We start from the raw sequence: 15,169 nt of genomic DNA, 5'->3' as shown, positions 1-15,169 counted from the left end.
CTGGATGCGCCGGCTTCAGCCGCCCTCAGGCGGCGGAGGGGATCGCGCGCTTGTCGGCGAGAAATCGCGACAGCGCATCAACAGTAGGGTGGTCGTAGAAGTCGTCCGTCGACAGTTCGAGGTCCAGTTTTTCCTCGAGTTCCATCATGAGATAGACGAGCATCGCCGAATCGAGGCCGAGGCGGCTGAATTTTGTGCCGGTATCGACGCGGTCCTTTGAGATTCTCAGGATATTGGCTAGCGCCGTAACGCAGAAATCCGAAATCTGCTCGCGTGTCATGTCATTTCCCAAAAACAATGGGAACGACAATACGGGCGACCTCAAGGTTGTCAATTTGGCCCAAGCGCCGCAGCGTTGAAGGTTGGGGACTGTTGCTCCCGTGCGTCGCCGGATGCTCAATTCATGCCCAGATGACGCGATTTTCCTCCGGTCTAGAAGGGGGCAGCCTCGGGCAAGGCCGCTGATTACTGATTCGTGCTGGTCGGCGAGGGCGGTTGACGGCGGCCGCGAAGAGGCGAAACTGGTTTGCAAAAAAGCCCGGGAGCGATTCACATGCGGCTCATCCTCATTGCAACGATGGCGGCTCTGATGGTTGGACAGGCGGCGGCCAAGGATGTGTTGTCGGGCGCGAGCCTCTATGCCGATGTGGCGCGCTACGCCTCCTTCGGCCTGCACCGCTTTGGCTCGCCTGGCGATCGCGCTACGGCTGACTGGATCGCCAGTGAGCTATCGGCTGCCGGCTTCGCCATCAAATTCCAGCCCGTCGTCCTTGGCCGGCAATATGTCGTGGAGCGGGCCAGCGTGGAGACGGCCGGCACGGCGGTGGAGGCGACGCCATTCTGGTGGCCGCCGGAGGACAAGGCCAGCTTCCATCTCTCCGCACCGCTCGCGCGCGACGGCGACGTCACCGGGAAAATTCTCTGGGTCGATCTGCCGTTCGATCGCGGCGCCTATCTCGGTCCCGCGCATCGCGCGGCGATCGCCGAGGCCGCGGCCAGGAAACCCGCCGCCATCCTGTTGATGATCGGCAATCCCGCCGACGACCGCTTTGCCTACAAGGTTACGCAGGAGGACGCACCCTGGCCGGTGCCGGTGATGGTGGCCGGCGCCAAGACGCGGGCGACGTTCGAGCGTGCGCTGGCGTCAGGCGCACCGGTGACGTTCGATGTTGCTGGGCATTACGATCGCAACGTCTCTGGCCGCAACGTCATCGCCGAGACCGGCATCGGCCGCGGGCCGACCATCGTCGTCTCCACGCCGATGACCGGCTGGTACACCTGCGTCTGCGAGCGCGGTCCCGGCATCGCCAATTTTCTTGCACTGGCGCGCACGGCGGCGGCGGAGAATTGGCCGGCGCATTTCGTCTTCATCGCGACCGCAGGTCACGAGATCGGCCATGGCGGCATGGAGCTGTTCTTGAAAGACGGCGCGCCAAAGGACACGCTGGCCTGGATCCACTTCGGCTCATCGAACACGTGCTACGCCTTCGCAGAAGGCGCACGCACCAACCGGCCCGAGGAGGAGCGCTATCTCGTGCTGAGCAAGTCAGCCGTCGCGCTGACCGATGAGGCCTTTGTCGCGGTCGCGGCAAAACGTCTGGTGGCGGAGAAGCAGGCGGTCGGCGAGCTGCGCGACGTGCATGCGGCTGGCTACGCCAATTTCCTTGGCATGGCCGGCCGCCATCAAACCTTCCACACGCCTGCGGACGATCTCACCGCGACCGGCCCCGATATCCTCGAGCCGGTCGCCCGCGCCTTCGTCGGTGCTGCGCGGAAGATCGTCGAACGCGGCGACGCCGCGTTCAGATAGCCTCAGTTCTGATAGTAGCCGCGCGGCTGATAGTACTGCCGTGGCTGTTGCTGCTGGTAGTAATAGCCCTGCTGGCTGTACGCCGGGTCGTAGCCGTAGCTCGGCTGCGGCTGTGGTTGCGGTAGTTGCTGGTAGACCTGCGCGCCATAGGGGCGTGTGATCGGGCGCGGCGCCGGGTAACGTGCGCCGGTATCGCTGCCGTCCGCGGGATAGATGTAGTTGTCATCCTGTTGCATGTAGCGGCGGGCGGGCTGCGCCGGCGGCGTCAGATTCACGGGATCGCCTGATGTCGCATACTGCTCCTCGGCCGGCTGCTGGGCGCGGGCCACCGCATTGCTGGTCCGGCCGCGCGGGTTGCGGGCCAGCGCGACCTGCGCCGAGCCGGTGAGCGTCACCGTGGTGTTGAGCACGCCCTGCTCCTGCACCAGCGCGTAGAGCGTCGAGGCGTTCTGGCGTGACAGCCGCACACAGCCATGCGAGGCGGGCGTGCCCAATCGTCCGACCCAGTCGGTGCCATGGATGGCGTGCCCGATCTTGGTGAAGAAGATCGAGTGCGGCATCGGCGCGTCGTCGAATTCCTTGGAGTAGTGATCCTCTTCCATGCGGAAGGCGCGGAAGGCGCCGCTCGGCGTCTCGCGCGAAGGGATGCCGGTCGACACCGGCCAGTGGTAGCGCGTGACGCCGTCGACCACGACGGTCATCTGCTGATTGTCCTTGTCGACGGTAATGTCGACCTTGGCCTGCGCGGTGCCCGCGCTCAAAAGCATCAGGGAAGTGAACGCAATGAAAAAGGAACGCATTTGAATTCTGGCCTCCGGCCTGTTCGCGCCAGGCGCCGCGGCTCTCCGTCCCCCGGGGCGTGCACTATGCCTGCAATCCGGCTTTCGTTCCAGCGGGCTGGCCACCCATCGTTAACGTCATGCCGGGCGTAAGCAAGGCCGCTTTGTGCCGCGCCGGCCCTCGCAATGCTGACATTTTCGCGAGCGGGAGCTGCGTTCACAACGCCGACAATTCGTCACAAAGGCGCAACCATTTGGCCGCTTGGCGCGTTGAATACGGCCTATCAATTGGCGGCTGTCGCCGCCGTCTACTCCCGGGGATTCAAGATGAACAAGGCTCGTATCGCCGCCGCGCAGTTGCCGGCGGGTCTACCCGTTCGCCTGCTCTTTGCGGGCGCGGCCGTCCTTCTTGCTCTGGCTTGCTTGCCGCAAGCCAGCCACGCCCAGGGCATCGTCCGTGGCGCCCAGGAAGGTTCTTATGAGGGTAACCGCATTGCTGGTCCCGTGGGCGGCGCCGTCGGTGGTGTCGTTGGCGCCGGTGTCGGTGGCGCGGTTGGCGCCGTCGATGGCATTTTGGGGATTCCCTATCACGGCCACCGCCACTGTCGCGGCTATTATGACGGGTACCACCATTTCCGTTGCTACAGGTAACAGGCGGTCATTCCGGGCGCGAAGCGCGCCTGGAATGACGATCAATTCTTCAGCCGATACCCGGTCCGGAAAATCCACCAGATCGCGCTAAGGCAGATCACCAGAAACGCCATCGTCATGCCGATGCTGACCGACACGCTGACGTCCGCGATCTCGTAGAAGCTCCAGCGAAAGCCGGAGATCAGATAGACGACCGGGTTGAGCAGCGCCACCGTGCGCCAGGTGGGCGGCAGCATGTCGATGGAATAGAAGCTGCCGCCGAGGAAGGTCAGCGGCGTGACCACCAGCATCGGAATCATCTGGAGCTTCTCGAACCCATCGGCCCAGATGCCGATGATGAAGCCGAACAGGCTGAACGTCACCGCCGTCAGCACCAGGAACGCCAGCATCCAGACCGGGTGATGGATATGCAGCGGTACGAACAGGCCGGCAGTGGCGAGAATGATCAGGCCGAGGATGATCGACTTGGTGGCGGCGGCGCCGACATAGCCGAGCACGATCTCGAAATATGAAATCGGCGCCGACAGGATCTCGTAGATCGTGCCGGTGAACTTCGGGAAGTAGATGCCGAACGAGGCGTTGGCGATGCTCTGCGTCAGCACCGAGAGCATGATCAGGCCCGGCACGATGAAGGTGCCGTAGCTGACACCCTCGACCTGGCTGATGCGCGAGCCGATCGCGGCGCCGAACACCACGAAATAGAGCGAGGTCGAAACCACCGGCGACACGATGCTTTGCAGCAGCGTGCGCCAGGTGCGCGCCATCTCGAACAGATAAATGGCGCGAATGGCGCGGTGATTCATGACGTCCTCACGAGGTCGACGAAGATGTCCTCGAGCGACGATTGGGTCGTGTCGAGATCGTTGAAGCGGATGCCGGCGGAGCGGAGGTCGCTGATCAGGCTGGTGATGCCGGTGCGCTCGCCCTTGGTGTCGTAGTCGTAGACCAGCGTCGCGCCGCCGTCGCAGAGGTCGAGCTCGTAACGGCTGAGGCTCTCCGGCAGCGAAGTGACCTTGCCCTGCAAATGCAGCGTCAGTCGCTTCTTGCCGAGCTTCTGCATCAAGGTGGCCTTGTCCTCGACCAGCACGATCTCACCCTTGTTGATGACGCCGATGCGATCGGCCATCTCCTCGGCTTCCTCGATGTAATGCGTGGTGAGGATGATGGTGACGCCGGATTGCTGAAGCGTGCGGACCACCTCCCACATGCCCTTGCGCAGCTCGACGTCGACGCCGGCGGTCGGCTCGTCCAGGAACAGGATCTGCGGCTCGTGCGACAGCGCTTTCGCGATCATCACGCGGCGCTTCATGCCGCCCGAGAGCGTGATGATCTTGTTGTCCTTCTTGTCCCAGAGCGAGAGGTCCTTCAGCACCTTCTCGATATGCGCGGGATTCTTCGGCTTGCCGAACAGGCCACGGGAGAAGCTCACGGTTGCCCACACGCTCTCGAAGGCGTCGGTGTGCAATTCCTGTGGCACCAGCCCGATCAGCGAGCGCGCCTTGCGGTAGGAGGTCTGGATGTTCTCGCCGCCGACGAGGACCTTGCCCTCGCTGGGGTTGGCGATGCCGCAGATGATCGAGATCAGCGTGGTCTTGCCGGCGCCGTTGGGGCCGAGCAGAGCAAATATCTCGCCGCGCTTGATGTCGAGATTGACGTTCTTGAGCGCCTTGAAGCCGGACCCATAGGTCTTCGACAAATTGGCGACGGAAATGATGGAGGACATGAGGGCCGGTGGTGGTGGGGGGAGGCGCCGGAACCCGCACCCTGGCGGGCGGAGAGCAGCGAAGCCCTGAAATAGGAATGGCCTTGCCTGGTCGCAATTGCCTGGAGAAAAATGGTCTCAAAACAGGCGCTTCAATGGCAGGTTTCAGGCAAGTGTTGCCCGATGGTCACGGATTGCGGCTAAGATCGCCGTTCACGCGGCTCTTTGTTGCGTCTGCGAGCAGGCCGTGGCTACGATTCCGGCCAGTCGCGAAGCGTATGTCCCCAGGGAAAACATCGATGAGACCGAACGGCCGTCACACCGCCGGCGCCAGCCAGTTGTCCGCTCTCCGCATGTGGGCGGTCTGCCTGCTTCTGCTGTCAGCTGTTGCCATGAACCCGACAACCGCCACGGCGGCGCCGAGCCAGGCCGCGGCGACGACGCATGTCTATCTGCTCCGCGGCGTGCTCAACATCTTCTCGCTCGGGCTCGACACGATCGGCGCCCGCCTTCAGGCGCAGGGCATCCCGGTGACCGTCGCGAACTTCGTGTCCTGGTCCTCGCTCGCCGATGAGGCCGCGACCGAGTACAAGGCCGGCCGGCTCAAGACCATCATTCTGGTCGGCCATTCCTCGGGCGCGACCGCGCTGCCCGACATGATCGCCAAGCTGAACCAACTCGGCGTGCCCGTGAAGCTCGCGATCGGGCTCGACTCCGTGTTCAAGACCAAGCTGTCGACAGGTGCCGAGCGCTACATCAACATCTATATCGGCGACGGTCCGGGTGAGCCGGTGCGGGCCGCGAACGGCCTCCGCGGCAAGCTCGACAATGTCGACGTGCGCGGCAGCGGCGTTGGCCACATCACCATCGACAAGAACGAGGCGATCCAGCGCCGCGTCATCGCCGAGATCGATGCGGCGATCGCCCGCTCGCGCAGTCCGGCTGGACCGGTCGCCCAACCCGGCGCGCCGCGGGCTGCGCACTCCGCGGCGGCTGTGGCACCGGCGAGGAACTGAAGACCTAACGCCGGCAAATGTTGATCGGATCGTGCCGCCGTCGATCTGATTGTCGATGGCGGCATTGTCTTGTCCGCGCTGCCGCAACGCCGTATCGGCCCGGTCTCGCTATGCGAGGAAGGCGCGGACGGCATTCGCGATCTCCCTTGCATGCGTTTCCAGCGCGAAATGTCCGGTGTCGAGGAATTTCACCACGGCGTTCGGATTGTCGCGCTTGTACGCCTCTGCGCCGGGCGGAATGAAGAACGGATCGTTCTTGCCCCAGACCGCGAGGAGAGGTGGCTTGTGCTTGCGGAAATACTCCTGGAAGGCAGGATAAAGAGCCACGTTGCTCTTGTAGTCGCCGATCAGATCGAGCTGCACCTCGTCGGAGCCCGGGCGCGCCAGGTAGTAGTTGTCGAGGTTCTGGCCGTCCGGAGACACCAACGTCGTATCAGGAACGCCGTACGTGTATTGCCAGCGCGTCGCCTCCGGCGTCTGCATGGCTCGCAACGCTTCGCGATTGGCCGGTGACGGATCTTCCCAATAGGCCCTCGCTGGAGCCCAGTCCTCGCTCAGCCCTTCCTCATAGGCGTTGCCGTTCTGAGAGATGATGGCGGTGATCCGCTCGGGATGGCTGAGCGCGAGCCGGAAGCCGGTCGGCGCGCCGTAGTCGAAGACGTAGACGGCGAAACGGTCGAAGCCGATCACTTCGGTGAAGCGCTCGATCACGCGCGCGACATTGTCGAAGGTGTAACGGAAGGCTTCGCGCGAAGGCATATCGGACTGGCCGAAGCCGGGCAGATCCGGTGCGACGATATGAAACTTGTCGGCGAGCTGCGGGATGAGGTCGCGGAACATGTGGCCGGCGCTCGGGAAGCCGTGCAGCAGCAGCAGCTTCGGCGCGCCGGCAGGGCCGGCCTCGCGATAGAACACCTTGAAGCCGTCGACGTCGGCGGTGCGATATCTGATGGAGGTCATGGCAGTCTCCGTAGTTAGTACCATCGTCATCTCCGTAGTAACCTGTTAATGTGCTGTAGTAAGGTTATGTGGAAGTTGGATAACTTGTCAACAGCCAATTTACAGGTTACATGAGGCCCGTCTCCGACCTGGGTGCCCAGCATGTCCAACAGACTGCCCGCCATGTTCATCGCCGACTCGTCCGGTCTCGATTTCCTGAACTCGGTCGCGACCCCGGTCGATACGCCCGTCGATTGGATCAATGATGGCGATGGTCTGATCGACTGGCTGGACCAGGCCAGGTTCGTTCCGTCTGATGAGCTCGATGCGACAAGGGCGCGCGCTTTGCCCGGCGAACTGGACAAGGTGGCGGATCAGGCCCGCGCCTTGCGCGAGTGGTTTCGAGGCTTCGTTGTCGAGCATGCAGGCCGGCCGCTCACTGCGAAGGCGCTGCACGAGCTCGGGCCGCTCAACAGCCTCTTGGCGCGCGACGAGTCGTTTCGGCAGATCGCGCCGCGTCACGAGGAGGGCGGTGGCGGGCTTGCGCTGCAAAGGATGCGGCATTGGCGATCGCCCGAATCCCTGCTGCTTCCGATCGGCGAAGCGCTGGCGAAATTCGTCTGCGACGAAGACTTCTCGCACGTGAAGGCGTGCGAGGGCCATAACTGCACGATGCTGTTCGCCGATCACACCCGCAGGCGGGCGCGACGATGGTGCGCCATGGCGATCTGCGGCAACCGCGCCAAGCAGGCGGCGCATCGCAGCCGGTTGAAGAGCAGGCAGTGACGGTCTGCGGGTAAGCCGGTCTATCGCTTCCTGACCAGCTTGAGCGGACGACCGGCCTGATCGCGCGGCTTGCTCGCAGAACCTCGCGCTGCGGGCGGGCTCAGGAAGCGGGCCAGCATCGTCCTCAGATGCGCCGCGCTCTGCTTGATATCCAGCTTGGGATTGCGGATCGGCATTGCGCGGGATCCGTCGATGAGGGCGATCAGGATGTTCGCCGTGGCGTCCGGGTCCAGCCCCGGATCCATCCGCCCTGGCTTTGCGCCTGGCAGGAAGTCCGCCCACATGCGGCGGATCGCCTCGGCGACGCCACGGCTTCGGTTCCGTGCCCCAAAAACCACCCAATCGGTGGTCACTAAGCGCCCCGGGGGAGGCCTGTGGCCTCCTGTGGCGGGACTGCAGGACTTGATGATTGATCCAAGGCGACTTTTGGTGTTGGCCGCGGTTGCGCTGCTCGCCTCGACGCCCGGTATGGCCGCGGCCTCGCCGGCCAAGCCGAAGCACACTGCGGTCGCGCCTGCCGCTCCGCCATCTCCGGCGCCGCCGGCCGAGCCGCTGCCGCCGCCAAAAGTCTACCTGTTCCGCGGCGCCATGGGGCCGATCTTCTCGACCGGCATGGACCGGCTCAGCGAGAAGCTCACCGCAGCCGGCTTCTCGGCCGACGTCTACGAATTCACCATCTGCCGATTCATCGGCAATCGCGCCATCGCGAGCTACAAGGAATCGCCGGCGCCGATCGTGCTGATCGGCCATTCCATGGGCGGGTTGTGCTCGGTCCTCATCTCCGAGATGGCGGCCAAGGAGAACGTTCCGATCAGCCTCGTCATCACGATCGATCCCGCGCATGCGACCGATGACGTGCCCCTCAATGTCGAGCGCTTCATCAACATCTTCCTTTCCGACAGCGTGCTCGGCGGCGGCAATGTGGTCGCGGTGCCGGGCTTCCGTGGCCATTATGCGAGCTACGATCTGAAGGAGAACGGCCGCGTCTCGCACATCAACATCGAGAAGTCGGACGACATCCACCGCCAGATCGTCGAGATGGTGACGCAATTGCCGCGCATTCAGGCGCAGACCCAGGCCGATGCCGTGCCGCTGCGCTATCTCGTGCCGGGTGACACGCTGGTCGAATTGTGGGACAGCGGCGTGCGCACGCCGGTCCGCCGTGGCGACACCATGGAGAGCATTGCGGCCGCCAACCGCGTGCCGCTGTGGTCGCTCGCGCAGAGCAACTCGCTGCCGGAGAACGCGACGCTCACGCCGGGTCAGTCCATCATCGTCCCGCGACATTTGACGCCGCCGGACGCCGCGGCTGCGATGGCGACGCCGGTAACGCCGAGCCGGCGCTAGACTCTCGAGGGCAGGGGCCGCTGGAATGCCCGGCCGACGGCACCCTTCAGGGTGCTGTCGGGCCTCGCCCTTTCATCCACGCATCTGCTGCCGAGGCAGCGGTCTTGGTGGTGAGTTCGCCAACGAGGATCCCGCCGTGGCGGATGCTCGGCTCGCCGGGCGATAGGGCGCGGACAGAAGCATCAGAAACAGTGCTCTCTCGGCAGCATACTTGGCTGCGGGTCGGCCGCTTTCCGATCCGTCCATGACGAGGTGCCCTTCCGTCGTGCATAGACGCCAACGCCAGGCTCTTCGGCCGCATTTCTTCAAGAACATTTCGAAAGTCGGGAATTCGTCAGGCATTGGATTGACCTTGGCTGCATGCAACCGGTGGCGAAGTTGCGTTCCTGGTCGTCCCGACTTGAGCTTGGAAGCTCAACGGAAACGTCGAGGCTGCGACCTTCTCGATCGCTGACCGTTCCTCAGCCAGCCGCCTCTCGATGAAACGCCGCTCGAACTCCGTCAGTTCGGTCTTGAGCAACCGGTGGTAACGGCTGATGTTGTTGCGGTGCGCACGCAACAGGGCGAGGTTTTCGTCCATCATCGTGGTCGTCCGTTTGAACAGTCAGTTTGCTAGGCTGCGAGCCCGGCACGTGAGGTCGATTTCAAGCGGGCGGGCTTGCCGCCGGGAGGTCCCTTCGGGTGGTGGTCCAGCGTGGCGAGCGCGTCGAGAATCTCGTCGATGGTTACGATTTTGCTCGCACCGGGCAGCTCCCTGAGCGCCGGGTTTGACGCAACGCTGGCCGCGTCCGAAGCCCAGGACGCGAGGATCGCACGCTTCTCGGCGATCGACATCGTCGGATCCTGGACGACATCGCGGGGATGATCATAGACAGAGCCAGGATGCAATATCGCGTTGAGGTCGATAACGTTATCGGCATCGTGGATCATGAGAGGTCCTCCTTCTCCTTTCGTTAGAAACCGCTGGATTGAGTTCGGGCTCAGTCGCGGGCAGGCAGCTCCCGCCCGGTCACCGGGCGGGAAGCACTAACCTCCAACAGACGAGGGTTTACGCGGCGGCTCTGCCTTCGAGCTGACGCACATTGCCGCTCGATGCGCCATTGATGGCGATGCGCCGCGGCTTCATGGCCTCGGGGATTTCCCGGATCAGCTCAATTTTCAGCAGACCGTTCTCGAACGCAGCGCCCTTCACCTGAACATAGTCAGCGAGGTTGAATTGCCGCTTGAAGGGCCGAGCGGAAATGCCGTGATAGAGATATTCGCGTTCGGCTTTGTCCGCCTGGTTTCCCTCGACGATGACGGCATTCTGCTCGGCAGTCACCGAGATCTCGTCGGGTGAAAAGCCGGCAACCGCAAGCGAAATTTGATAGCGATCCTCGCTGACGCGTTCGATGTTGTAGGGGGGATAGTTGTCCTCGCCCGCACGCTGCGCCGTTTCTACGAGGTCAAAGAGGCGGTCGAAGCCAATAGTCGAGCGCCACAGGGGAGAGAAATCGTAAGTGCGCATAGCCAGATCCTCCAAAGAGCAAAATGGATACAGCGACACCGGACACGACCGGTGCCCGTCTCAGCTGTCCCAAACCCATCAGGCGTCGGGGACACCACCTCTCGGCGGCAGCAAAAAAATAAAAAAACGCTGTTTTGGTTTCAAGAGGGGAGTCAAAAAATTTTAGAGCCTCCCTGGCTTGGTCCCGGAGGCGCTCGCCTCCAGGCGAGAGGTGGCGCGTACCCGCCATCACATCACCTTTGTGCCGACGACTACCTCCTCGTCCCGGCCCTCTCAGCGCGAGCGATGCTCATCGGGCTCGCTTCGGAACCGGAGAGGAGATGACTACACGTTCGAGCCGTGGATCGCGTCGATCACGGCATCCGTTACGTCCTTCGTCGTCGCCTTGCCGCCGACATCCGGCGTCAGCACGCCGGCGGCGCAGACCTGCTCGATAGCTTTCATCAACCGCACGGCGGCGTCCTTCTCGCCGAGGTGCTCGAGCATCTGCGCGCCGGTCCAGAAGGTCGCCACCGGATTGGCGATGCCCTTGCCGGTGATGTCGAAGGCCGAGCCGTGGATCGGCTCGAACATCGAGGGGAAGCGGCGTTGCGGATCGATATTGCCGGTCGGCGCCACGCCGAGGCTGCCCGCGAGCGCGCCGGCGAGGTCGGAGAGGATGTCGGCGTGGAGGTTGGTCGCAACGATGGTGTCGAGGCTCTTCGGATGCAGCGTCATGCGCACCGTCATGGCGTCGACCAGCATCTTGTCCCAGGTGACGTCGGGGAATTCACTGGCGACTTCGGCTGCGATCTCGTCCCACATCACCATGCCATGGCGCTGCGCGTTCGACTTGGTCACCACGGTCAGGAATTTCCGCGGACGCGATTGCGCGAGCTCGAATGCATAGCGCATGATCCGGGTGACGCCGACGCGGGTGAAGACTGCCACTTCCGTGCCGACCTCTTCGGGCAGGCCCCTGTGCGCGCGGCCGCCCATGCCGGCATACTCGCCTTCCGAATTCTCGCGCACGATCACCCAGTCGAGATCGCCGACGCCGACATTGCGCAGCGGCGAGGCGACGCCCGGCAAGATCTTGGTCGGCCGCACATTGGCGTACTGGTCAAAGCCCTGGCAGATCGGCAGACGCAGGCCCCATAGCGTGATGTGATCGGGTACGTCGGGCGCGCCGACCGCGCCAAAATAGATCGCGTCGAACTTCTTCAGCTCAGCGAGACCATCGGCCGGCATCATCACGCCGTGCTTCTTGTAATAGTCCGAGCCCCAGTCGAACGTTTTGACGTTGAAGGCGATGTCGCCGCTGCGCTTTGCGAGAGCCTCCAGCACGCGGACCCCGGCCGAGATCACCTCGGGGCCGATGCCGTCGGCGGGAATGGCTGCGATCGAATGGGTGCGCATGGGAAAGCTCCGTTTGAGGGATCAGTGGGATTGCGAGACGGGTTCGACGGACGCGGTCTGTGCACGCGACAATAGCAGGGTCAGGATGGCCGAGAGAACGAGCAGTCCGGCGACGAAATAGAGCCCGCCAACAAAACTGCCGGTCTTGTCCTTGATCCAGCCGATCATCGCGGGCCCGACGAAACCGCCGAGATTGCCGATCGAGTTGATGGTGGCAATGCCCGCCGCGGCCGCGGGGCCGGACAGGAACAGCGTCGGCATGCTCCAGAGCGGCGGCTTTGCCGAGGAGATACCGACGCTCACGAGTGTCAGCGCGATCAACACCGCGACGACCCCGGTCGCAAGGCCGGCATAGGCAAGACCGGCTGCGGCGACCAGGCAGGCGATGATGACATGCCAGGTGCGCTCGCCGGTGCGATCCGAATGCCGCGCCCACAGCACCATGGCGACAACGGCGGCCGTGGCCGGCAGCGCATTGAGGAAGCCGACCTGGAGCGAGGACAGGCCGAACTGCTTGATGATCTGCGGCGCCCAGACGCCGAGCGTATAGAGGCCGGCCGAGGTGCCGAAGTAGATCAGCGACAGCGCCAGCACGCGCGGATCAGCGAGCCCGCGCCAGATGCTGTGGCTCGCGGTCGCGGCCTTGCTGGTGGTCTCCTCATTCATGGTCTCGACCAGCCAGCGGCGCTCGTCATCAGCGAGCCATTTCGCCTTCTCGGGCCGATCGGTCAGGAATGCCAGCACGACGAAGCCGAGCAACACGGCCGGCAGCGCCTCCAGCACGAACAGCCATTGCCAGCCCTTGAAGCCGAACAGGCCGTCCATCTCCAGAAGCGCACCGGAGACCGGCGATCCCAGCACGGTCGAGAGCGGGGCCGCCGCCATGAACAATGCGGTCACGGCGGCGCGCTGGCGTGCCGGGAACCAATAGGAGAGATAGAGGATGATGCCGGGAAAGAAGCCGGCTTCTGCGACGCCGAGCAGGAAGCGCAGGATGTAGAAGCTGGTCGCGCCTTGCACGAACGCCATCGCGGCAGAGACCAGGCCCCAGGTGATCATCACCCGCGCGATCCAGATCCGAGCGCCGACCTTGTGCAGGATGATGTTGGAGGGCACTTCGAACAGAAAGTAGCCCCAGAAGAAGATGCCGGCGCCAAAACCGTAGACGGTCGGCGACAGGCCGATGTCCTTGTTCATCGTCAGCGAGGCGAAGCCGATGTTGACGCGGTCGATGAAGGCCACGAAGTAGAGCAGCATGATGAAGGGAACGATGCGCCAGGTGATCTTGCGCAGCACGCGCGTCTGAATCTCGCTCGCCACTCTCGCCTCCCTCAAGTTCCGATTTTCGTCGTGTGGCAGCGAGCCTAGGCGGCGACAGCGGGCGAACTCAATTGGCGCTGGTTTATACAAAAAAATGATATAATCCTCTTCGGCGAGACGAGAGGATCTGCGGATGGAATTGCATCAGTTGCGATGCTTCGTGGCGGCGGCCGAGCATCTGCATTTCGGCCGCGCCGCGCAGCATCTCCAGATGCTGCCGTCAGCGCTCGGGCGTCAGATCAGGCTCCTGGAAGAGGATTTGGGAACGCGGCTGTTCGCGCGCACCACCCGCGCGGTCTCGCTCACCGAGGACGGCACGACGCTGCTGCGCGACGCCCGCGCCATCCTGGCCCGGGTCGAAGCCGTGGAGAGCAATCTGCGCAACCGCTCGCGCGCGGGCGCCGCGCGGCGGCTGCGGGTCGGCGCCATCGACAGCGCCGCGGCGGGGTTGCTGCCGCCGCTGCTGCGTGACTTCCGCGCCGGACATCCCGAGATCGCGGTCCAGCTGCTCGAGGACAAGACCGTCCGGCTGTTGCCAAAAATCCTGACCGGCGCGCTCGACCTTGCCTTCGTCCGTCCGCCCGACCGGCCGGACAAGCGGCTCGAGCTCCGCGCTCTGCTTCAGGAGACCGCGATCGTGGCGTTTCCGCAGCGCCACGCGCTCGCCGGGCGCAAGTCGATCACGCTGGCTGACATTGCCGACGAGCCGATGCTGGTGCCGGACCGTCGCTCGCGGCCGCACAGCCACGACCTCACGATCAAGCTGTTCGAGCAGGCCGGCGTGACGCCGCGCATCGTGCAGGTCGCGGACGAGAAGCAGACCATCATCCATCTGGTGGCCACGAAGCTCGGCGTCGCGATCGTGCCGCGCTGGACCACGCGGATGGCGGTGACGGGCGTGCGCTTCGTGCCGCTCCGGCCGAAGCAAGGCGGCCCCGTCGGGCGGCTGCCGCTGGCGGCGGCATGGTTGCGCGGCTCGCGCGATCCGGCCCGCGATGCCGTGCTGGCGGTGCTGGAGACGCGCCTGCGCAGCTATGCGCGGGAAGCGTGAGCGGCTATGACTTGGGCTTGGCGAGAAGGCGTGAGGCGATGACGGGACAGAAGGCTTCGAACGAGTTGCGGGTGGCCATCGCGGGCCTGGGCTCGATCGGCAGCAAGATTGCGACAGCGCTCGATCAGGGCATCGAGGGACTGGTGCTGTCGGCTGTGGCGGTGCGCGATTCCGCCAAGCATCAGGCGTTTCTCAACGGCCTGCGCCGCCCGCCGCAAATCCTGCCGATCGACCAGCTCGGCGACGCCGCCGACATCGTGGTCGAATGCGCGCCGAGCAGCCAGCTGCGCGCGATCGTGGAGCCTGCGGTGAAGCGCGGCAGGTCAGCGGTCGTGGTCAGCGTTGGCGGATTGCTCGACAATTTTGATCTCGTCGATCTCGCCCGCACCAATGGCGGTCGCATCCTCGTCCCGACTGGCGCGCTGATCGGGCTCGATGCGGTCAACGCCGCTGCGGTCGGCACCATTCATTCGGTGAAGATGGTCACGCGCAAGCCGATCGACGGGCTGAAGGGCGCGCCGTTCATCGTTCAGAACAACATCGACATCGACAATCTGCGCGAGCCGCTCAAGCTGTTCGAGGGCAGCGCGCGCGACGCGGCGAAGGGCTTTCCAGCGAACGTCAATGTCGCCGTTGCGCTGTCGCTGGCGGGCATCGGCCCCGATCGCACCCGGATGCAGGTTTGGGCCGACCCCACGGTGACGCGCAATGTTCATCGCATCGAGGTCGAGGCGGATTCGGCGCGGTTCTCGATGGGTATCGAGAACATTCCGTCCGAGAATCCCAAGACCGGGATGATCACCGCGCTGTCCGTGATCGCGCTGCTGCGTAAGCGGCGCGCCACGTTGTGTGTGGGGACGTGA

18 protein-coding genes are annotated in these 15,169 nt (G+C 64.2%); 7 read left to right on the top strand and 11 right to left on the bottom strand.

Annotated elements, in window-relative coordinates; all coding sequences use genetic code 11:
* Positions 1-25 precede the first annotated feature (25 nt).
* On the bottom strand, positions 26-280 hold the full coding sequence (locus tag JJC00_RS29730; RefSeq protein WP_200469374.1) for an acyl carrier protein: 255 nt from the start codon (positions 278-280) through the stop codon (positions 26-28).
* Between the two features lie 273 nt (positions 281-553).
* Here JJC00_RS29730 and JJC00_RS29725 point away from each other — a divergent pair, with 273 nt between their 5' ends.
* On the top strand, positions 554-1,810 hold the full coding sequence (locus JJC00_RS29725; RefSeq protein WP_200469373.1) for a hypothetical protein: 1,257 nt from the start codon (positions 554-556) through the stop codon (positions 1,808-1,810).
* Between the two features lie 2 nt (positions 1,811-1,812).
* Here JJC00_RS29725 and JJC00_RS29720 read toward each other — a convergent pair whose 3' ends face one another.
* Positions 1,813-2,610, bottom strand: coding sequence for a L,D-transpeptidase (locus tag JJC00_RS29720; RefSeq protein ID WP_200469372.1), 798 nt, complete (start codon positions 2,608-2,610; stop codon positions 1,813-1,815).
* A 306-nt stretch (positions 2,611-2,916) separates the two neighbouring features.
* Here JJC00_RS29720 and JJC00_RS38375 point away from each other — a divergent pair, with 306 nt between their 5' ends.
* Complete coding sequence (locus JJC00_RS38375) at positions 2,917-3,240, top strand: hypothetical protein (RefSeq protein ID WP_246774299.1); 324 nt, start codon at positions 2,917-2,919, stop codon at positions 3,238-3,240.
* Positions 3,241-3,281: 41 nt separating this feature from the next.
* On the opposite strand, the gene JJC00_RS29710 is transcribed toward JJC00_RS38375, so the two are convergent.
* On the bottom strand, positions 3,282-4,043 hold the full coding sequence (locus tag JJC00_RS29710) for an ABC transporter permease (RefSeq protein ID WP_200469370.1): 762 nt from the start codon (positions 4,041-4,043) through the stop codon (positions 3,282-3,284).
* Positions 4,040-4,963, bottom strand: a complete 924-nt coding sequence (locus tag JJC00_RS29705; RefSeq protein ID WP_200469369.1) for an ABC transporter ATP-binding protein — start codon at positions 4,961-4,963, stop codon at positions 4,040-4,042. Before JJC00_RS29705 ends, JJC00_RS29710 begins: the two co-directional genes overlap by 4 nt.
* 278 nt (positions 4,964-5,241) lie before the next feature.
* Between JJC00_RS29705 and JJC00_RS29700 the strand changes: the two genes are divergently transcribed.
* Positions 5,242-5,958 carry a hypothetical protein gene (locus JJC00_RS29700; RefSeq protein WP_200469368.1) on the top strand — a complete coding sequence of 239 codons (717 nt, stop codon included), beginning with the start codon at positions 5,242-5,244 and terminating at the stop codon, positions 5,956-5,958.
* Between the two features lie 108 nt (positions 5,959-6,066).
* On the opposite strand, the gene JJC00_RS29695 is transcribed toward JJC00_RS29700, so the two are convergent.
* A complete protein-coding gene (locus JJC00_RS29695) occupies positions 6,067-6,918 on the bottom strand; it encodes an alpha/beta fold hydrolase (RefSeq protein WP_200469367.1) in 852 nt (283 codons plus the stop codon).
* A 141-nt stretch (positions 6,919-7,059) separates the two neighbouring features.
* Here JJC00_RS29695 and JJC00_RS29690 point away from each other — a divergent pair, with 141 nt between their 5' ends.
* Entirely contained in the window at positions 7,060-7,683 is a 624-nt protein-coding gene (locus JJC00_RS29690; protein WP_200469366.1) for a CGNR zinc finger domain-containing protein, read from the top strand.
* A 20-nt stretch (positions 7,684-7,703) separates the two neighbouring features.
* On the opposite strand, the gene JJC00_RS29685 is transcribed toward JJC00_RS29690, so the two are convergent.
* Positions 7,704-8,036 (bottom strand): hypothetical protein, encoded by a 333-nt coding sequence (locus JJC00_RS29685; RefSeq protein WP_246773969.1) that lies wholly within the window; start codon positions 8,034-8,036, stop codon positions 7,704-7,706.
* Positions 8,037-8,088: 52 nt separating this feature from the next.
* On the opposite strand from JJC00_RS29685, the gene JJC00_RS29680 reads away from it, so the two are divergent.
* Positions 8,089-9,030, top strand: a complete 942-nt coding sequence (locus JJC00_RS29680) for a LysM peptidoglycan-binding domain-containing protein (RefSeq protein WP_200469365.1) — start codon at positions 8,089-8,091, stop codon at positions 9,028-9,030.
* 334 nt (positions 9,031-9,364) lie between these two features.
* On the opposite strand, the gene JJC00_RS29675 is transcribed toward JJC00_RS29680, so the two are convergent.
* The 5 genes from JJC00_RS29675 to JJC00_RS29655 all read right to left on the bottom strand — a co-directional run bounded on the left by JJC00_RS29675 (position 9,365) and on the right by JJC00_RS29655 (position 13,255).
* Entirely contained in the window at positions 9,365-9,613 is a 249-nt protein-coding gene (locus JJC00_RS29675) for a hypothetical protein (RefSeq protein ID WP_246773968.1), read from the bottom strand.
* 29 nt (positions 9,614-9,642) lie between these two features.
* Complete coding sequence (locus JJC00_RS29670) at positions 9,643-9,960, bottom strand: hypothetical protein (RefSeq protein ID WP_200469364.1); 318 nt, start codon at positions 9,958-9,960, stop codon at positions 9,643-9,645.
* 118 nt (positions 9,961-10,078) lie between these two features.
* Positions 10,079-10,537, bottom strand: coding sequence for a small heat shock protein HspD (hspD, locus tag JJC00_RS29665; protein ID WP_200474280.1), 459 nt, complete (start codon positions 10,535-10,537; stop codon positions 10,079-10,081).
* A gap of 324 nt (positions 10,538-10,861) precedes the next feature.
* Positions 10,862-11,935: a tartrate dehydrogenase gene (locus tag JJC00_RS29660; protein WP_200469363.1), complete on the bottom strand. Its 1,074-nt coding sequence runs from the start codon at positions 11,933-11,935 to the stop codon at positions 10,862-10,864.
* A gap of 21 nt (positions 11,936-11,956) precedes the next feature.
* Positions 11,957-13,255 carry an MFS transporter gene (locus tag JJC00_RS29655; RefSeq protein WP_200469362.1) on the bottom strand — a complete coding sequence of 433 codons (1,299 nt, stop codon included), beginning with the start codon at positions 13,253-13,255 and terminating at the stop codon, positions 11,957-11,959.
* Positions 13,256-13,388: 133 nt separating this feature from the next.
* On the opposite strand from JJC00_RS29655, the gene JJC00_RS29650 reads away from it, so the two are divergent.
* Entirely contained in the window at positions 13,389-14,306 is a 918-nt protein-coding gene (locus JJC00_RS29650; protein WP_200469361.1) for a LysR family transcriptional regulator, read from the top strand.
* A gap of 38 nt (positions 14,307-14,344) precedes the next feature.
* The gene (locus tag JJC00_RS29645) at positions 14,345-15,169 is read left to right on the top strand and encodes an aspartate dehydrogenase (protein WP_200469360.1); all 825 of its coding nucleotides are present in this window, start codon (positions 14,345-14,347) and stop codon (positions 15,167-15,169) included.

Source organism: Bradyrhizobium diazoefficiens, from assembly GCF_016616885.1.
Classification (GTDB): Bacteria; Pseudomonadota; Alphaproteobacteria; order Rhizobiales; family Xanthobacteraceae; genus Bradyrhizobium; species Bradyrhizobium diazoefficiens_F.
This window is presented reverse-complemented; position numbering and strand designations above follow the sequence as displayed.